This window comes from Flectobacillus major DSM 103, from assembly GCF_000427405.1.
GTDB classification, from domain to species: domain Bacteria; phylum Bacteroidota; class Bacteroidia; order Cytophagales; family Spirosomataceae; genus Flectobacillus; species Flectobacillus major.
The window spans coordinates 743264-760910 of the sequence record NZ_KE386491.1; the positions used below are offsets into that span (position 1 = coordinate 743264).

The 17647-nt window shown below is 38.9% G+C and carries 13 protein-coding genes; 4 read left to right on the top strand and 9 right to left on the bottom strand.

Annotation, left to right across the window (positions count from 1 at the left end):
* Positions 1-162: 162 nt before the first annotated feature.
* Positions 163-1815 (top strand): APC family permease, encoded by a 1653-nt coding sequence (locus FLEMA_RS0104940; protein ID WP_026994499.1) that lies wholly within the window; start codon positions 163-165, stop codon positions 1813-1815.
* Positions 1816-2131: 316 nt separating this feature from the next.
* Here FLEMA_RS0104940 and FLEMA_RS0104945 read toward each other — a convergent pair whose 3' ends face one another.
* The 5 genes from FLEMA_RS0104945 to panC all read right to left on the bottom strand — a co-directional run bounded on the left by FLEMA_RS0104945 (position 2132) and on the right by panC (position 5860).
* Complete coding sequence (locus FLEMA_RS0104945; protein ID WP_026994500.1) at positions 2132-2824, bottom strand: zinc metallopeptidase; 693 nt, start codon at positions 2822-2824, stop codon at positions 2132-2134.
* A 63-nt stretch (positions 2825-2887) separates the two neighbouring features.
* On the bottom strand, positions 2888-3364 hold the full coding sequence (gene rfaE2 / locus FLEMA_RS0104950; RefSeq protein WP_081681259.1) for a D-glycero-beta-D-manno-heptose 1-phosphate adenylyltransferase: 477 nt from the start codon (positions 3362-3364) through the stop codon (positions 2888-2890).
* Between the two features lie 20 nt (positions 3365-3384).
* Positions 3385-4365, bottom strand: coding sequence for a lysylphosphatidylglycerol synthase transmembrane domain-containing protein (locus FLEMA_RS0104955; protein WP_026994502.1), 981 nt, complete (start codon positions 4363-4365; stop codon positions 3385-3387).
* Positions 4366-4495: 130 nt separating this feature from the next.
* Positions 4496-4846 (bottom strand): aspartate 1-decarboxylase, encoded by a 351-nt coding sequence (panD, locus tag FLEMA_RS0104960; RefSeq protein ID WP_026994503.1) that lies wholly within the window; start codon positions 4844-4846, stop codon positions 4496-4498.
* A 150-nt stretch (positions 4847-4996) separates the two neighbouring features.
* Complete coding sequence (panC, locus tag FLEMA_RS0104965; RefSeq protein ID WP_026994504.1) at positions 4997-5860, bottom strand: pantoate--beta-alanine ligase; 864 nt, start codon at positions 5858-5860, stop codon at positions 4997-4999.
* Positions 5861-6193: 333 nt separating this feature from the next.
* On the opposite strand from panC, the gene FLEMA_RS0104970 reads away from it, so the two are divergent.
* The 3 genes from FLEMA_RS0104970 to glmS all read left to right on the top strand — a co-directional run bounded on the left by FLEMA_RS0104970 (position 6194) and on the right by glmS (position 10489).
* Entirely contained in the window at positions 6194-7003 is an 810-nt protein-coding gene (locus FLEMA_RS0104970) for a glycogen/starch synthase (RefSeq protein ID WP_026994505.1), read from the top strand.
* Positions 6915-8417, top strand: coding sequence for a DUF4270 family protein (locus FLEMA_RS0104975; RefSeq protein ID WP_081681260.1), 1503 nt, complete (start codon positions 6915-6917; stop codon positions 8415-8417). The genes FLEMA_RS0104970 and FLEMA_RS0104975 overlap by 89 nt, the downstream gene beginning before the upstream one ends.
* A 236-nt stretch (positions 8418-8653) precedes the next feature.
* Positions 8654-10489 (top strand): glutamine--fructose-6-phosphate transaminase (isomerizing), encoded by a 1836-nt coding sequence (gene glmS / locus FLEMA_RS0104980; RefSeq protein WP_026994507.1) that lies wholly within the window; start codon positions 8654-8656, stop codon positions 10487-10489.
* 397 nt (positions 10490-10886) lie between these two features.
* Here glmS and FLEMA_RS0104985 read toward each other — a convergent pair whose 3' ends face one another.
* The 4 genes from FLEMA_RS0104985 to FLEMA_RS0105000 all read right to left on the bottom strand — a co-directional run bounded on the left by FLEMA_RS0104985 (position 10887) and on the right by FLEMA_RS0105000 (position 17642).
* Positions 10887-11360 carry a hypothetical protein gene (locus FLEMA_RS0104985; RefSeq protein ID WP_044170818.1) on the bottom strand — a complete coding sequence of 158 codons (474 nt, stop codon included), beginning with the start codon at positions 11358-11360 and terminating at the stop codon, positions 10887-10889.
* 29 nt (positions 11361-11389) lie between these two features.
* Positions 11390-12826 (bottom strand): SusD/RagB family nutrient-binding outer membrane lipoprotein, encoded by a 1437-nt coding sequence (locus tag FLEMA_RS67560; RefSeq protein ID WP_044170820.1) that lies wholly within the window; start codon positions 12824-12826, stop codon positions 11390-11392.
* Between the two features lie 33 nt (positions 12827-12859).
* Positions 12860-15973, bottom strand: coding sequence for a SusC/RagA family TonB-linked outer membrane protein (locus FLEMA_RS0104995; RefSeq protein WP_144080043.1), 3114 nt, complete (start codon positions 15971-15973; stop codon positions 12860-12862).
* 379 nt (positions 15974-16352) lie between these two features.
* On the bottom strand, positions 16353-17642 hold the full coding sequence (locus FLEMA_RS0105000; protein WP_026994510.1) for a RagB/SusD family nutrient uptake outer membrane protein: 1290 nt from the start codon (positions 17640-17642) through the stop codon (positions 16353-16355).
* Positions 17643-17647: the final 5 nt, after the last annotated feature.

Sequence of the window (17647 nt, forward strand, 5' to 3'; positions counted from 1 at the left end):
TTTAATTTTCAGAAAATACACTTAATTTACTATTCTAAAAAAACAGAAAATATCCTCTGTTTTAATTTTGAGGAAAGCTAAAATATTCAATACATCAACTAGTAACCTTTTCTAAAAGTCTTTTTTAGCTGTTGCTACCCAAACACTAAAACATCAAACTAAATGTCAAAAAATTCTATTTTTCGTAAAAAAACAATCAGCAATGTGCTAAGCCAGAGCGAAGAGGGGCATTCCTCAGGGCTTATGAAGGTATTGGGGGTAAGAGACCTCACTTCATTTGGGATTGCAGCAATTATTGGGGCGGGTATTTTTAGTACAATCGGCCGAGCAAGTTTTGAGGGTGGGCCTGCGGTTTCGTTACTCTTTATTTTTGTTTCGATAGCCTGTGTATTTACAGCCCTGTGTTATGCTCAGTTTGCTTCTATGGTGCCTGTTTCGGGCAGTGCTTATACGTATGCTTATGTGTCTTTTGGCGAAATATTTGCTTGGATTATCGGTTGGGCCTTGATTCTTGAATATGCCGTTTCCAACATGGTGGTTGCTATATCGTGGTCTGAATATTTTGTAGGAATGCTACATGGTTTTGGTATTAATTTCCCTGATTACTTGACTATTGACTACGGAACAGCACATAGTGCCTATCTCGAAACCCAAACTGCAACGAAGGCTTTGCCTGATGCCACAGTACTGGCTGCAAAAGCCTTTAGCAATGCCCCTGATTTGGGAGGTATCAAGTTGTTGATAGATTTACCTGCGGGTCTTATTACTATTTTGGTTACATCGTTGGTGTATATTGGTATCAAAGAATCGCGTGCTGCTAGTAATATGCTTGTGGTATTGAAGTTATTGGTAATTCTTTTGGTGATTTGTATGGGAGCTTTTTATGTAAAACCCGAAAACTGGTCTCCTTTTGCTCCGAATGGTGCACAAGGTGTACTAGGTGGAGTTGCTTCAGTATTTTTTGCCTTTATTGGTTTTGACTCGATTTCGACAACAGCTGAAGAGTGCAAAAACCCACAACGAGACCTGCCAAGAGCCATGATTTATTGTTTGGTGATATGTGCAGTTTTGTATGTTTGTATTACCTTGGTATTGACGGGTATGGTTAATTATTCCGAACTAAAAGTTGATGACCCATTGGCGTATGTATTTCAAAAAATCGGATTTGATTTTATTGCGGGAGTAATTTCTGTTTCGGCTGTAGTGGCTATTACAAGTGCTTTGTTGGTGTATCAGATGGGGCAACCTCGTATCTGGATGTCGATGAGCCGCGATGGGTTATTATGGAAAAAATTCTCGGTAATACACCCCAAATTCAAAACGCCAGGTTTTGCTACCATTATTACAGGCTTGGTTGTCGCTATTCCTTCTTTGTTTTTGGATATGGGCTTTTTTGTGGACTTAACAAGTGTAGGAACTTTCTTTGCATTTATCTTGGTATGTGGTGGGATTCTGTATTTAGATTATCAAGGGTTATCGAAAGATGCCAAGTTTAAAGTGCCTTATCTTAATGGAAAGTATATTGTAGGTGGATTGTTGGCAGTTGGTATTACTTATGCTATTTATAATGAGTTGTTTATGAGCCAAATAGCTGAAAAGCCATTACTGGTAGTGTTTTGGTTGGTATGGGCTGGATTGGCTGTGATGGCATTCAAACATAATTTTTCGATTTTGCCTGTATTGGGTATTTTAACCAATTTGTATCTGATGACAGAATTGGGCGTTACTAACTGGTCGATTTTTGTGATTTGGTTGATTATCGGTCTGATAATTTACTTTGCATACGGTTATAAGCATAGTAAACTGTCGAAATAAACCATTGAATGCTATCAATAAAGGGTGTAAATTTCGGCTATGTAGCGAAGTTTACACCCTTCTTTAGTTGTGATTTAGTGAATGAGTGGTTTGTGAATTGTTAATTTAGGATTTACGAGGCTTTCAGAATTGTTTTACCTTAATGCTGAAAACCTAATAAATCCTACAATCCTGATAGTGATCAGGGTTTTATTAAGCTAATAATGGGGCAAATTCTATAGTAATTGTACAACGCAAGTCTGATATTATGAGCTATAAGGATAGATACCTAGTTCTTTAGCTTCAGAGCTTTGCATTTATAATCGTACACTCATACTTAGTCATTACTTCTACGTCCTGAAAGCATATTGAGGTAATAGAGCAACTGAGCCAACATACCTAATGCTGCAACAACGTAAGTTAAGGCTGCCCATTTGAGGGCATCTTTAGCCATATCATGTTCACGAGGTGTAACAATATTGCGTTGTTCCATCCATTTTAAGGCACGGTTACTAGCATCAAACTCTACGGGTAGTGTTACAAAACTAAAAAGTGTAGCTATTGCAAATAATGCTACTCCTACCGTTAATAGTAATTTGTTACCTGTCGAATACATCACCATTACCCCAATCATTAAAAGCATGGGCGTAAAATTATTGGCGATGCTAAGGGCAGGTACCATAGAGCTTCTAAATTGTAACATCGAATACGCCGTAGCGTGTTGTACCGCATGGCCACACTCATGGGCTGCTACAGCTGCAGCCGAGGCACTTCGGCCATAATACACATCAGGACTAAGATTGACGGTTTTGTCGGCAGGGTTGTAGTGGTCGGTAAGCTGACCCTCAACCGACAACACACGAACATCGAAGATGCCATTATCACGCAACATTTTTTCTGCTACTTCTCGTCCTGAAAGACCATTAGCAAGGCCAATTTGTGAGTATTCTCTGAATTTACTTTTTAGTTGCCAACTCACAAACATGCCGATTCCTGCAAAAAGCAAAGAAATTAACCAAATTCCTGTCATAGTTTTGTTTGTTAAAATGGTAAAAGGAAAAGCTATCTATTCGTTTTAGTTGATAGTGAATAGCTATAATTGTTTGATTTTTTGAATCAAAGCGGTAGTTGAATACCCTTGTACTAAAGGAATCGTTTTTACGACTCCTCCTCTTGATAACACAAAATCTGAGCCAACGATAGTTTCTATGCTATAATCATCACCTTTGACCAAAATGTCAGGTTTTATTTGTTCTATCAACTGCAAAGGTGTCGGTTCGTCGAACAAAATGACAGCATCTATAAAAGCGAAGGCTGCCATCATTCTAGCACGTGCATACTCATTAACTACAGGGCGAGTAGGTCCTTTTAGCCTGTTTACCGAAGCATCGGTATTGAGGCCAAGTACTAATTTTTGGCCTAATTGTTGGGCTTTTTCTAAGTAATCAATATGTCCCAAATGAACAATGTCAAAGCAACCATTGGTAAACACAATTTTTTGCCCAAGAGCCTGCCATTGTTCTACTTGCTCAACAGCTTGGGGCAATGTAAAAATTTTTGATTCAGTCATCATATCAAGATTAATTACAATTATTGAATCGCTTTGGGCTGATTCGGTTTTAAAAATAGGGTAATAACAAAACTTAAAGCTCCTAAGAATAATAGTGCAATCATTTGAGAGCCATGTATAAAGGTAGCTAAAATAATACCTTTATGTTGTTCTAATCCATATAATACTAACGCATTTCCTACCAAAAAATGATATGGCCCTATACCGCCTTGTGTAGGGGCAGCCATACCAAAACTCCCCATCGTGAGTACTGTAAGGCCCGCTAGCATACTCAAGTGCGAGGTTTCGGGAATAGCAAAAAACAAGACATAAGCTGAAAAGTAATACATCACCCAAATCAATAAGGTATAGAAAATAAATAAGCCTGGTTTTTGCATTTTACTGATACTTAACACACCATCTATTAACCCATTGATTAAGCTAATTACTTTGCCCAAAATTGGGTGCTTGGCCAATTGTTCTTGGTATTTTCTAAAAAAATAAATGCCAAGAATACCCCCAATAGCAACCACTACCAACAGACCAATAATTAAAGTAATTTTAGATGAAAACTGCTGTAAAAAGAAATCTTTGAGTTTACTAAATTCAAGAGCCAAGTTTAATACCAAAATCAAGAGTAATACTACTACATCAAAGATTCGTTCGGTAACAACTGTACCAAAAGATTTTTCAAAAGGAATATCATCTGTTTTTTGTAAAGTTCCACAACGGGTTACTTCGCCCATACGAGGAATAATGTAGTTGGCAAAGTATCCCATCAATACCGCCAAGGTTGTTTTGAAAGTCGAAGGTTTGAACCCTAGTGGTTCCATTAGCAATTTCCAGCGTGCTGCCCGTGCAATATGAGCCACCAAGCCCATAAGTGCCGAACAGATAATCCACCAATAATTGGCATTGGCAAATTGAGTAAGCATTTCGGAAAGATTGATGTCTTTAAACACAAACCACATTAGGCAAGCTGCCAATGTTAATGAAATTACATACTTAATAACATTTTTCATAGATTTGATTAGGATAATGCCTTTGGCAGGCAAGGCCACGTGTGTAGCAAATATAATTGAATTCAGAGAAAAATAAATGGACAATGAAACCAGTCCATTGTCCAAATTTTTGTAGCCAAAATCTACTCAATTAACTTACCAGTTTGTTGTTATGGTCTGGAAAAACCAGTTTTGGCTGATGCGTTTTGGCTTCATCTGGTGTCATTATTGCGTAAGCAATAATAATAGCAATATCACCAACCTGAGCTCTACGAGCTGCAGCACCATTGAGGCAAACCGTACCCGACCCTCTTTCTCCTTTAATGACGTATGTTTCAAATCGCTCGCCATTGTTATTATTGACAATTTGAACTTTTTCATTTTCAATGAGTCCAGCAGCGTCCATGAGGTCTTCGTCGATGGTTACACTACCTACATAATTTAACTCCGCTTGTGTAATTTTAACACGGTGGAGTTTTGATTTCATGACATGAATAAGCATGACTTCCTGTTTGAATGTTTGAATAATTACGCTTTTGAACAAATCTTGCTTGTTCAATACTACCAATCCTAAAAGGGAATTGCAACGAAAAACTTTTGCAAAGATACGCCAATAGTTCTCACATACACAATTGAGGATATTCAAGTTTGCCTAGCTATGCGTAATAATGAGATTGTCTATTAGTCGAGTTTTTCCTAAAAATGCAGCTATACATAATGCCGTTTTAGTAGGCAAAGCCCTCTGGCTCAAAACGCCAGAAAGGGGTTGTAAAGTTTCAAAATCAGCAATTTCAAAATATTCGAGCTCGATACCTGCTATAACATCAAGCTGATTAGCAAGATTTTCTTTTACCGTAGCTATGTCGATATTGTCCAAAAGTTGTGTTTTGGCTTGTTGTAGGCAGGCATAAAGCGTAGGAGCGAGGGCTCTTTGTTCTGGACTAAGGTTTCGATTGCGTGACGACATCGCCAAGCCGTCGTTTTCTCGTTGAGTTGGGCAGATTACTAGTTCCAAATCAAAATTCAAATCTTGTACCAAGCAGTTAATAATAGCACATTGTTGAAGGTCTTTTTGTCCAAAATAAGCCTTGTTAGGTTGTACAATATGGAAAAGCTTTGATACCACAATGCCAACGCCATTGAAGTGTCCAGGCCTGAACTGCCCTTCCATGACACGTTCCAAATCACCAAAGTCAAACTTGAGTGAAGTAGGTTTAGGATACATTTCTTCGGCCGAAGGAGCAAATACAATATCGCAGCCTACAGCTTCGAGCATAGCACTGTCGGCATCGAGGGTACGAGGGTACACCGCAAGGTCATGAGCATTGTTGAATTGTGTAGGATTAACAAAAATACTACAAACGGCAAGGTCATTATTGTGCTTGGCAGTATTGATTAATGAGATATGCCCTTGGTGTAAAGCACCCATAGTTGGTACAAAACCTATCGTAAGCCCTTTTTTTCGTTGTTCATCGAGGTATTGCTGAAGAGCAACAATGCTATGAAATATCAACATGGTGGTTATGTTTTAATTAGCTTCTCTATATTGATAGAGTAATCACCCTAAGCGAGTGAAGAAATAAGCCAGATAAAATGAAAATTTCCCCAAAACTACACGCTTAGTTTACATTCTTCGCAAAATGATTGTGGAATTTCCGTATTTTTTTTATATTTTTGCATAATTTTTTGGAAATCCCTGCTTGTTTTTGGTTTGAGTTAATCGTTCGGATTATTGATTAAGCTAAGTAAGGATTTATAATATACATTTATAAAGCCATGAACTTAGCCTGTAGAATTTTCTTCCGATTAACACTTTTTAACAACTACTAAGCTCCTAACTACGACAACAATGTCTAAATTGCGTATCCTTTACGTTGCCAGCGAAGTTGACCCATTTCTTTCTACAACTCAAGTTGCTGATTTTGTTAGAAAATTACCAGCAGCCATGCAGGAAAAAGGTATGGAAATCAGAATCTTAGTGCCAAGATTCGGGTTGATTAATGAACGTAAAAACCGTCTTCACGAGGTTGTAAGATTATCAGGCTTCACCGTTCCAGTAGGTGATGATGATAAGCCTGTGACTATTAAGGTAGCAAGTTTGCCTGCCGCAAAGTTGCAAGTATATTTTATTGACAACGAAGATTACTTTCAAAGAAAGACTGTTTTTACAGACAAAGAAGACAACTTTTATTCGGATAATGACGAGCGAGCAATATTCTTTTGCAAAGGCTCGTTAGAAACCGTAAAGAAATTAGGGTGGTCGCCCGATATAGTGCATTGCAATGATTGGATGACGGCTCTTGTACCGTTGTATTTAAAAACAACTTATAAGAACGACCCCATGTTCAAAGATGCTAAAGTCGTATTTTCGGTATACAATAGTGCTTTTTCTCACAAATTTGACGTAGATGGTTTGTACGAAAAAGTAAAATTAATGGATATTGAAGATAATATGTTGGATAGTTTACAAACTGCCGACTATGCTGGCTTTATCAAAATTGGTGCAGAATATGCAGATATTGTGATTACCTCAGAAGAAGAAGTTACGGAGAAATTTAACGCAATTTTTGATGAATTACCAGACAAAAAAATCGAGTTTGTTCCTGAAGAAAATATCGACAGCTACTACAACCTTTACACAGATTTGGCAAGTGCGTAACCTTTGGGTTGTGTTGTTAAGTACCTTGTTTTTTGCGTGTGACGACCCTGAGGAAATCGGGTCAGAAATTTTTGGCCAAGATATTGGGGTGCTATTTACCGATACACTCGCGGTTAATTCGTCAACTATTCAGTTAGATTCTTTGCAATCTTCGGGTACTTCATTGGTATTTGTAGGTAATACTAACCACCCAGAAATGGGCGATATAAGTGCAAAAGCCTTTTTTCAGGTTTCTAATGCTGATACCCTCAAAATAGATACATTGGGTACAAAAGCCTACAAGACTTCGATTATTGAAACGGCCGATTCATTGTCGTTGCATTTGCATTGTCGTTTTGTCTCTGGCGATACCAACAAGGCTCAGACTTATAAGGTGTACCGAGTAAAAAGTACTGCTACGCCAAGCGTAAGTACTGTTTATAATGTCAATAGCGAATTGCCTGCTTATGATGCTACACCTATCGGAACATTAACGATGAGTAGTTTGCATCCTATTCGTGACCCTTATGCAAGTGCAGATACAGGTAAATATGCTATCGTAAAAATACCAATTTCAAAAAGTGTAGCCAACGAAATATTTGCTTTAAGAAACAAAGAAAGTGCTTCGGCTATCGTTTATGATAAGTTTAAGGACATTATCAAAGGTTTGGTTGTTGTAAGCGAAAGTGCCAATAATGCGGCTATACTAGGCTTTTCAACGTATAATAGTGAGCTAAAGTTGTTTTATCACTATACTTATACTTATCCTAAAAGCGGTGTCGATACCACAGTAACTACCAGCAAAGCTTTGTCTTTTTATCTTGCTAATGGTACAACTGCTACTGGCGAACAGAATGCAAGGTTTACCAAAGTAACTACCAGACGTGCAGGTGCTTTGTCTAAATTGGTGAATGCTGCCGATATTTTGCCTGCTAACGAAGCTAACTATAAAGTTTTTGTAGATAATGGTACAGGCTTGGCTATGAAAGTACGTTTTCCAAGTTTGTTGAAGCTGAAAAACAATAAGGATGTTGCTATCAATAAAGCCGAACTGGTATTTGAACCTGATGCTACCGTTCCTGGATTTGTACGTACCAAAGAGCTTATTGCGATCGAGGATAATGGTGCCAATAGACCCATTCGCAAAAGCAATATATTCTCATTCTTGAATAGCGAAACTCAGATTTGTACTTATGCTGCCAAAACCAATACTTTTACTTTTAATGTAACGAGTGCCGTTCAGAATATTATTTCAGGAAGAAATCCTAATAATGGCTGGATCGTAACACCAACCTGGATTGGATTGGCTTCGAGCTCTGCAACAGCCAGAACCGTACTGTCAAGTTCGAGACTTATTTCAGCAGAGCATTCAAGTGCTATTTTTGATAGCCGAAAAATAAAATTGAAAGTATATTATACTTATGTTTCTAAATAACATATCGTGTGAGTTGCCTTAGTTGGCTGTTCCTTTCTTAGAAGCATAACTTTCATAAAGATAAAATAAAGCGGAGAATTCATATTTTGGATTCTCCGCTTTATTTTTGCAGTAATATATTGCCGTTTATTTTTCGGTAAATATGCTAAGGTTTGAGCAATTTGATTATTTTTACAAAATAAAATAAGACTAATCCTTATTGATAAGCAATAATCAAAACAGAAACTCAGAATACTATGTGTGGAATTGTAGCCTATGTTGGGCATCGCGAAGCTGCTCCTTTAATCATAAAAGGATTGAAACGTTTGGAATACCGTGGTTATGATAGTGCAGGCATTGCCCTACTTAATGGTGCTTTGAATGTTTATAAGAAAAAAGGAAAGGTAAAAGACTTAGAAGAAACCATCGCTTCCGAAAACTTGAGTAGTACAATTGGGATTGGGCATACCCGATGGGCTACACATGGCGAACCTAATGATAGAAATGCTCACCCTCATTATTCGGCAAGTGGTAATTTGGCTATTATTCACAATGGAATTATTGAAAATTATAGCTCAATTAAGAAAAACTTGATGAAAAAAGGGCATGTATTCCACTCAGATACCGACTCGGAGGTTTTCATCCATTTTATTGAGGATATTCAGGTAAATACAGGTTGCTTGCTGGAAGAGGCAGTGCGTTTGGCTATGAAAGAGGTAGTGGGGGCTTATGCTATCGCTATCATGGATGTTACCGCTCCTAACCAATTAATTGCTGCTCGTAAAGGCTCTCCATTGGTGATTGGTGTAGGCGAAGGCGAATTTTTCTTTGCTTCTGATGCTACTCCCATCATTGAATATACCCATGAAATGATTTATCTCAACGACTACGAAATTGCTGTAGTAAGAGATGGAGAGCTAACCGTAAAAAATATTGATAACGATTTACAATCTCCTTATATTCAAACAGTTGAGTTGGAGTTGGAGGCTATCGAAAAAGGTGGTTTTGACCACTTTATGCTCAAAGAAATTTTTGAACAACCTCGCTCAGTTGCTGATTGTTTGCGTGGGCGTGTAAATGCCGATAGCGGGCATTTAGTATTGGGAGGTTTGAGAGAATATATCGACAAACTAGCCAAGGCAAAACGCATTGTTATTGTGGCTTGTGGTACTTCTTGGCACGCTGGCTTGGTAGCCGAATATATTTTTGAGGAGCTGGCACGTATTAATGTTGAGGTAGAATATGCTTCGGAGTTTAGATACCGCAATCCTATCATTAAAGAAGGTGACTTTGTGATTGCAATTTCGCAATCTGGCGAAACGGCCGATACTTTAGCGGCTATTGAGCTGGCCAAATCAAAGGGTGCAACAATTATTGGGGTTTGTAATGTGGTAGGTTCGTCGATTCCACGTGCTACTCATGCAGGAGCGTATACTCATGCTGGCCCCGAAATTGGGGTGGCATCTACCAAAGCTTTTACGGCTCAAGTAGTAGTGTTAACACAAATGGCTATTTCGGTAGCTCGCAAAAAAGGAACTTTACACGAAGATACTTTCCGACGACTATTGTTTGAGCTAGAACGTATTCCATCGAAAATAGAAAAAGTATTACAGAACGATGAGAAAATAAAAGGCATTGCTGAGAAATTTAAAGATGCTCGCAATTTTATTTATTTAGGTCGTGGCTACAACTTTCCTGTTGCCTTGGAAGGTGCATTGAAGCTAAAAGAGATTTCTTATATTCATGCCGAAGGATACCCTGCCGCAGAAATGAAGCATGGCCCTATTGCCTTGATCGATGCCGAAATGCCAGTGGTATTTATTGCTACCAAAGATAGTTCTTACGAAAAAGTAGTATCTAATATTCAGGAAGTGAAAGCAAGAAAAGGACAGGTAATCGCTATTGTAACAGAAGGTGATAAGCTTATTCCAACTATGGCCGATTATGTTATAGAAATCCCAGCAATGCACGAGGCTTTGATTCCGTTGGTTTCGGTAATTCCGTTGCAGTTGCTTTCGTATCATATTGCTGTTTTACGAGGTTGTAATGTCGATCAACCCCGTAATCTAGCAAAATCTGTAACAGTAGAATAAAGTATAAATCTTGTTTAAGATACTGATAATCGGTGGTTAGGTGGTATTGGAATGTTGTTTTTTTAATGAAAATGCTCTTGACAATACCATTCGCTGTTGAAAAATAGTATAATAAATGAAACATGAGTCATCCCGAATTGTAGGTAATATTAAAAGAGAACACCTATTGGTGTTTGTGGTGATTCATAAGGTTGTCAAGTGAACAGGCTTATAATTTGCTCAAATGATAGAAATTTAGTGGATATTCATGAAAAGGCGTTCGAAATTAGTTTTTCAAACGCCTTTTTTCATGTTCAATATCAGCACGACACATCTTTCGGTGCAAATCATATTCAAAAATAATCACACACTCGCTTAATTACCATTCACTAAATTTGGGATTTCGTGGGTAATTATATTATGGTGTTGTACGAATTGTAACACTTTTTTGGGCAGAAGCTAAGCCATTTTCTGTTACAATCTCAGCAAAATATAATACACTCGCTCCTTTGGTATCTGAGGCTTTCACAGGAATTGTCACAACATAATTGCGAAGAGCTGCATCGTATTTGGCATTGCTAGCGGGTACAGTAGTTAGCAAGGTTTGTGTACCTGTGCTAGTAGCCGCTGTATATACCTTAAACTCCTTAACGGGTGTTTCGGTGGTATATTCTATGGTATAGTTGACCGAGCTACCTGCCGCAACGGTTACGCTTGTAATGGCACTACCTGTTGTGGTTAAGCGGGTAGTACCCACCCACACTACGGCAATTTGGGCTACCTTTCCTTTTGAGGTAATAATATCCTCGATAATTGAATCTTCTTTATAGCAAGAGCTCATAGCCAATACAAGTAGCATCATGAAGCCCGATAATATTGATTTTGTTTTCATATTTTTAAGAAAGTAAAAACGTGTTAAAATTATTTACTAAACATCCACATAGGTTCGTTGAACAGCTTGGTATTAAGTTTTGCATTGGCCGAATTGCGTGATGTTTCTGATGCAGGATATATCATCCGTTGGATTCTTAGCCCTTGTAAGTCAACATTGAGGTTGGCAGGAGCAGGAATAATTGCATATTGATAGCGACGGATGTCCGTCCATATATCGCCAATCAAAAACATTGCTTTGAGTTTTTCGGCCAGAATATGCGACATTGTTAGCTCGGTTGCTCCGATTTGAATAGAAGTATTGGTGAAGTATTTGCTAATATCGCTATCGCTTACACCTATTTTTTTCATGTTTGAGCGAATCATCTCTATATACGCATTGTACCCTTCTGTAGTAGTACCTTTGCTAGTGATTGTGCCGCCATTGATAATAAAACGAGCTTCGGCTTCGATGGCTTTGGCTTCGGCATAAGTCACAAATTGCAAAGGCGAGTTAAGTCCTGAATGCCATGAATCTTTGGTGAGGTCAACGCTTGAGCCTCCACCTGTACCTGGACTAACACCACTATAGGTTATTTGGTTGCGGCGTAAGGTTGCAATTTTACCCAAGCGAGGATCAATAACACCATTACTTTTGCCATTCATAAGGTCGATGAGGGTAGCACTATGAGTAATCGACAAGTTGCCTGTTGTATTGGCGAGTGCCACTCTGCTATACCAAGGGCCAAGGTTCTTGCTATTATAAGTCAACTGAAAATCGTCGTCGTTACTTTTAAAACCATTCTGTAGAGCAAGCAAGGCATTTTGGGCAGCCTGTGTTGGATTTTTGACAGATAGGTGCATTGCAAATCTAGCTTTTAAGGTATAAGCCAACTTTGTCCATTTAGTAAGGTCGCCATTATAAACAATGTCGTCGGTACTTGGTTTTGTGCCTGTATTTTTCTGAAGCTCGACAATGGCCTCATCCAATAGTTTTTGGATATTGGTATAAACGCTTTGCTGAGAATCGTAGGTTGGGGCAAAGTTTTTCTGGTCAGCTTGTGAAAAAGGAATGTTTTCCCAGTTGGTTGTGGCTATTCCGAGGTTGTAGGCTAATAATACTTTGGCAACACCTACATAAGCAGGAGCAGCTTCGGTTTGGGCTTTCGTAATAACGAGGTTGAGCTGAGGCAAAACATTCAGATAGAAGTTGGTCCATCCTGTGCTGTTTTCTGTTTCTTCTTGAGAGTCGAGCCCCCCCGGAGCTGTATTACTACCTATTTGCTGCGAGTACTGACAGGTAATATAAGCTTGGTTATAGCTGGCTTCGGATGTATAGAATTCGGCAGTTGGCAATAATTCTTGTATGGTAACATCGCCTTTTAGGGTAGGGTTGGTGTTGACATCCAAAAAATCTTTGCAACTTGTAAAACCCACTGCTACGGCAGCAAAGAGTCCTAGACAATATTTTTTATATATACTTTTCATTGTTTTTCTGATTTAATATACCGCTATTCATTCCTATAAATTGAGAGTAACCCCTACTTGAAAACTACGGGTAGAAGGGTTGTTTCTACCGACAAACCCAATCAAGTTGGTGCCAGAGCCAAAAGCAAGGGCTTCGGGGTCATAACCACGGAATGGTGTGTTCAAGAATAAGTTTGTACCAGTAAAGTTGAATCTAACACCACCTTTGAATACCGTGTTGGCTATAAGCTTTTTGGGTAAAGCATAATTGACACTCACACTTCTGAGGCGAAACCACGAACCGTCTTGGATAACTAATCTTGACCAGTTGTAGAACTGAGTAGCAGAGCGGTAATAGTTATCGTCGAGGTACACTACTTTTGTATTAGGCAGGTATGAAAGGGTTCCATCTGCATTCTTTTGTTCAACAACGCCATTGAATACGACTTGTTCGTAGCGAGTTTCGGTAAGTTTTGTAACGCCATTTCTTACTGAGTTTACTTCGGCAAGGTCTACGACATCGCCACCTTGTCGCCATTCTAGCAAAAATGAAACGCCTAATCCTTTATAAGTAAATGAATTATTGAGACCTGCTGTCCATTTTGGTAAAGCATTGCCAATTTGTGTTGCGGTTGTACTTACACGCGGAAACCCATTTGCCTGAACAATAACCTGGCCGTCGGGTGCACGCAAATAATCATAACCCCATAAGTCGCCAAGTTTACTGCCTTGTTTGATTTTGAGAGCAGACGTACCGTTGTCATAATAAACAATTTCTTGTAGGTAATCGGGCATTTCTATTACTTTACCTTCCATTTTAGACCAGTTGAGCGACATGTCCCATGTAAAGCTTGGGGTTTGAATAGGCTTACCACTCACCAATAATTCAACACCTTGGTTGCGGATAAGACCAATATTGGTATAATAACGAGAGTACCCCGAGGCATTGGTAACTGGAGCATTTACGATTTGGTCTTTGCTATCCATGGTAAAGTAGGTAGCATCAATCATCAAACGGTTTTTCAAGAAACGCAGTTCTGTACCTATTTCAATAGAAGTTGTTCTTTCTGGTTTTAGGTTAGGGTCGGCTGTTGTACTTTGTCGGATATACCCCGGAACGGTGTTGTTGAAAGGGAAATTGTCAACAATATTATAATAAGCACCTGTTACGTAAGGGTCTGTTCCTTTACCCACTTGTGCCCACGATGCCCGTAGTTTACCATAAGAGAGCCAGTCATTTTTAGGTAGCGATTCGGTAAATACATAACCAACGTTTACCGAAGGGTAAAAGAATGAATTATTGGCCGTTGGAAGTGTCGATACCATATCGTTTCGACCAGTAAGGTTGACGTACAATAAATCTTTATAATTCAATTTTGCATCGGCAAAAAAGCTGACAATTCGGTAATGATTGGGCGAATATGGACGAGTTTGCTGGTTTCGGTAGCTTGTTTCGTTGGCACTATATGGGGCAATCCAACCTTCGCCACGTACATAATAGCTGTCTGGGCGTTCGCTATCAACGATTGAATTACCGACCATCAATGAGCCATTTAGTGTAGATGAGAAGTCTTTTTTGGCTGTTACATAAAAATTGGAGTTTACTTCACGATAATTTAAGTTGTCACGTACAAAAAAGCCCTTTACTTGTAAGCCAACATCGAAAGTACTATCTACTTGACGTGTGCGGGTTTCGTGGTAAGTATCGTAAGTAACTTGGTATTTTGCCGAAAGCCATTTATTAAATTCATAATTAAAGGTCAAATCGCTGATATAACGATCGACATTGTCGATACGAGGGCTTTTTTCTACCAAATACCTTGGGTTATCTACTACACCAAGTGTAATATTCTTCTGAGTACCGTTTGGATTGATATAGTCGTTTACATCATACGAATTGGGCCAATACGAAAGCGAACTAAAAATAGACTTGTCGCCAGAAGGAGGGCGGTTTCCTCCCGAATTAATATAGTTGAGCGAAGCCGAAGCCGTTAATTTTTGACTAAGCTTGTATGTACCTGCAAGTTTGATAGAAGTACGGCCAAAATCGGTAGTAGGTACAATTCCTTTTTGATAAGAACGGCCCAATGAGAAATAGATATTGCCTTTTTCAGAACCTTTGGTAATGGTTAGGTTATTGTTGTTTCTGAAACCCGTTGTATAAAAATCTTTAAGATTATCATAAATTTTGTCGGTAGTATTACCAATAATAGAAGGGCCAAAAGAACGGAATATACTTCTGGTAGCTACATCTTTTTCATCAATAAATTCACCAAAACGACCTTGTATAAAACGGTTTTGATAGGCAGGTGTTTTGTTGACGTTGTCAAAACCTACCGAAGACGAAACCGTAATATTCATTTTGCCTGCTTTTCCTCGTTTGGTGGTAATAATAATTGCACCGTTCGAGGCACGCAAACCATATAGAGCCGTGGCCGCAGGGCCTTTAAGAACCGATATAGACTCTACGTCGTCGGGGTTGATGTCGGCAGCACGGTTGGTATTAGCAAACTGCTCTGAGGCACTTGGCGAGTTTGAACCCGCACTAGGCAATGGGTTACCAGAGTTGGTTGAGTTACTAATAATGATACCATCGACTACAAATAAGGGTTGGTTGTCTGAACCACTACTTAGCGAGGTAATTCCACGAAGAATAATATTAACCCCAGCCCCAGGGGCACCCCCCGAGCCAGTAATAACAGCCCCTGCAATTTTTCCTTGAAGAGCCCCTACAAGGTTTTGTTCGCCTGAGTTTTTGATTTCGTCTGCTTTGACAGCCTGTATAGAATAGCCCACAGCACGCTTTTCTTGTGTTTGTCCCAAGGCTGTAACTACCACTTCATCGAGCTGGTCGGTAGTTTCTTTTAATTGAATGTTGATAACTGATTGAGATGCAACGTTGACTTCTTGTTTGATGTAGCCAATCGAAGAGAATACGAGGATGTTGTTGGCACTAGCTGTAATCTTGTAATTTCCTTTAGAGTCGGTTGTAGTACCTTTGGACGTTCCTTTTATTAGGACATTGACCCCTGGAAGTGCACTGCCATCTGATAGAGCACTAACCTTACCTGTGATTTGAAGATTTTGGGCGTGTACGTCTTGTCCTATCAAAATGAGCGTCAAAGAAGTAACAAGCCAAAAAAATCTAGCGTGTAGCTTTTTTTTCATAATGTATGTATTGTTTAAAATTAAAAATTAGAAAAGACGATGTGTTTGTATAGGTACAAACAGATACAGGAGTACAAATTGATTTCAAAATTTTGTAGCTAAATTTTAAAAAGGGACTAATAGTACGTCTGTGTAAATCTATTGATAATTAGTATAGATCGGCATGTTAAACGAAGTTTTGCAAAGTATGTCACTATACTACTCGGTAAATACTATGTGTATATCGTGCAACTCTGGGTGTTTTTAGTAACAGTCTATTAATCAGATATTTAATAAAAATAATAGTGAATATAATAGACCTGTAGGTTTTATACCTACAGGTCAGATAGTTTAGTTGTGAAGTATAGTAAGTATTTCTTTATACTTTAACTTATACACCTTAATTGCTAGGATTAGCAGGTGTATTAGGGTTGTTCAGACGTTCAGTTGAAGGATACGGGTAGAAATTGCGTGTTCTTTCTGTTGCTGGTCTGTTAAAACGACGACTATCTTCTAGTTCTAATCCGCTCATAAATAGCTCTATACGGCGGTTTTTGTATATTTCATTCAAAAGAGCATCCTGAGTATTAGCACCACCATAAGCTGGCAAATCAGCTCCTATTGTCCAAATATCAGTCTTTTTGGTAAGTACCTTATTCAACTCCGTTGTGGCATTGGTCAAGTCATTTTTACGGGCATAGGCCTCTGCCTTTATCAAGGTAACTTCTCCTGGCAAATACACAGGAATAGAAGCTGCATTAGCAGTAAAAAAGCCTTTGCCTCGTAATGTACCTTGCGACGGCGTTCTTGATACAAAGTAAAAATCAATACGTTTGTCGTCGGTACTTGGGGCTAGTGCTGTTGGTAGCCCCATATTCAAATCGAGTGGCTGATATACGTTGATATTACTCAAAGCTGTTTCATAAATAGGGTTACGGCTTTGTTCATCAAATTTGTATTCTGATTTTTTGGTCAAATCCACTTTATTTGCCAACTCAAGGGCTTTATCGTTATTGCCAAGCATCAAGTAATAACGTGCCGCTAAAGCATTGGCTGTATTTATATAGTCGATACCGCCTGCAATTCTGTTTGAAAAAGTAGTAGGCATATTTACGCCATTCAAGCTGGATGCTGCTGTTTCTAACAAACGTACGGCCTCTTGTAGCACCTCCTGGCGTGTATTGAACTGAGCCGACTCTGCTACAATTATAGGAGCTTTTTCAAAAAATTGAGCCAATGTACCCAGCGATATTGCCTTGAAAATAGAAGCATGAGCCACAATATAAGCACGTAGCGAAGCATCGCTGACTTTATCGGTATTTTTTAGAATTAAATCGGCATTGGCTTTTACTAAGTTTGATTGTTCCCAAAGGTTTCGGATAATACTATTGGTTTCGGTAACATTGGCACCGCCTTTTTCAAGAAAATCTTCGTCGGCATTACCAGCATTTAGTACTTTTAACGATTTTGTAGTAAGTCCTGCTGCTGTAATTGAAGCATAAATGGGGCTACTACGAGTAACGGTATAACGATATTCGAGGCCATTACACAAGGCAATAAGTCCGTTGGCATCGTTTACAGCCTGTGTTTCACTGGCACTACTCGGATTAAGATACTCGCTTTGGCAGGCACCAAGCCCTAATGTCAAAGCTAACCCTAAGATGGATGATTTAATCAAATATTTTTTCATACCTA

Excerpts from the sequence above, each read along its gene's own strand:
- FLEMA_RS0104940 (WP_026994499.1), top strand. The coding sequence starts at position 163 with ATGTCAAAAAATTCTATTTTTCGTAAAAAAACAATCAGCAATGTGCTA.
- glmS (WP_026994507.1), top strand. The coding sequence starts at position 8,654 with ATGTGTGGAATTGTAGCCTATGTTGGGCATCGCGAAGCTGCTCCTTTA.
- panD (WP_026994503.1), bottom strand. The coding sequence starts at position 4,846 with ATGCTTATTCATGTCATGAAATCAAAACTCCACCGTGTTAAAATTACA.
- FLEMA_RS0104955 (WP_026994502.1), bottom strand. The coding sequence starts at position 4,365 with ATGAAAAATGTTATTAAGTATGTAATTTCATTAACATTGGCAGCTTGC.
- FLEMA_RS67560 (WP_044170820.1), bottom strand. The coding sequence starts at position 12,826 with ATGAAAAGTATATATAAAAAATATTGTCTAGGACTCTTTGCTGCCGTA.
- FLEMA_RS0105000 (WP_026994510.1), bottom strand. The coding sequence starts at position 17,642 with ATGAAAAAATATTTGATTAAATCATCCATCTTAGGGTTAGCTTTGACA.
- rfaE2 (WP_081681259.1), bottom strand. The coding sequence starts at position 3,364 with ATGACTGAATCAAAAATTTTTACATTGCCCCAAGCTGTTGAGCAAGTA.
- FLEMA_RS0104970 (WP_026994505.1), top strand. The coding sequence starts at position 6,194 with ATGTCTAAATTGCGTATCCTTTACGTTGCCAGCGAAGTTGACCCATTT.
- FLEMA_RS0104995 (WP_144080043.1), bottom strand. The coding sequence starts at position 15,973 with ATGAAAAAAAAGCTACACGCTAGATTTTTTTGGCTTGTTACTTCTTTG.
- panC (WP_026994504.1), bottom strand. The coding sequence starts at position 5,860 with ATGTTGATATTTCATAGCATTGTTGCTCTTCAGCAATACCTCGATGAA.
- FLEMA_RS0104975 (WP_081681260.1), top strand. The coding sequence starts at position 6,915 with ATGAATTACCAGACAAAAAAATCGAGTTTGTTCCTGAAGAAAATATCG.
- FLEMA_RS0104945 (WP_026994500.1), bottom strand. The coding sequence starts at position 2,824 with ATGACAGGAATTTGGTTAATTTCTTTGCTTTTTGCAGGAATCGGCATG.
- FLEMA_RS0104985 (WP_044170818.1), bottom strand. The coding sequence starts at position 11,360 with ATGAAAACAAAATCAATATTATCGGGCTTCATGATGCTACTTGTATTG.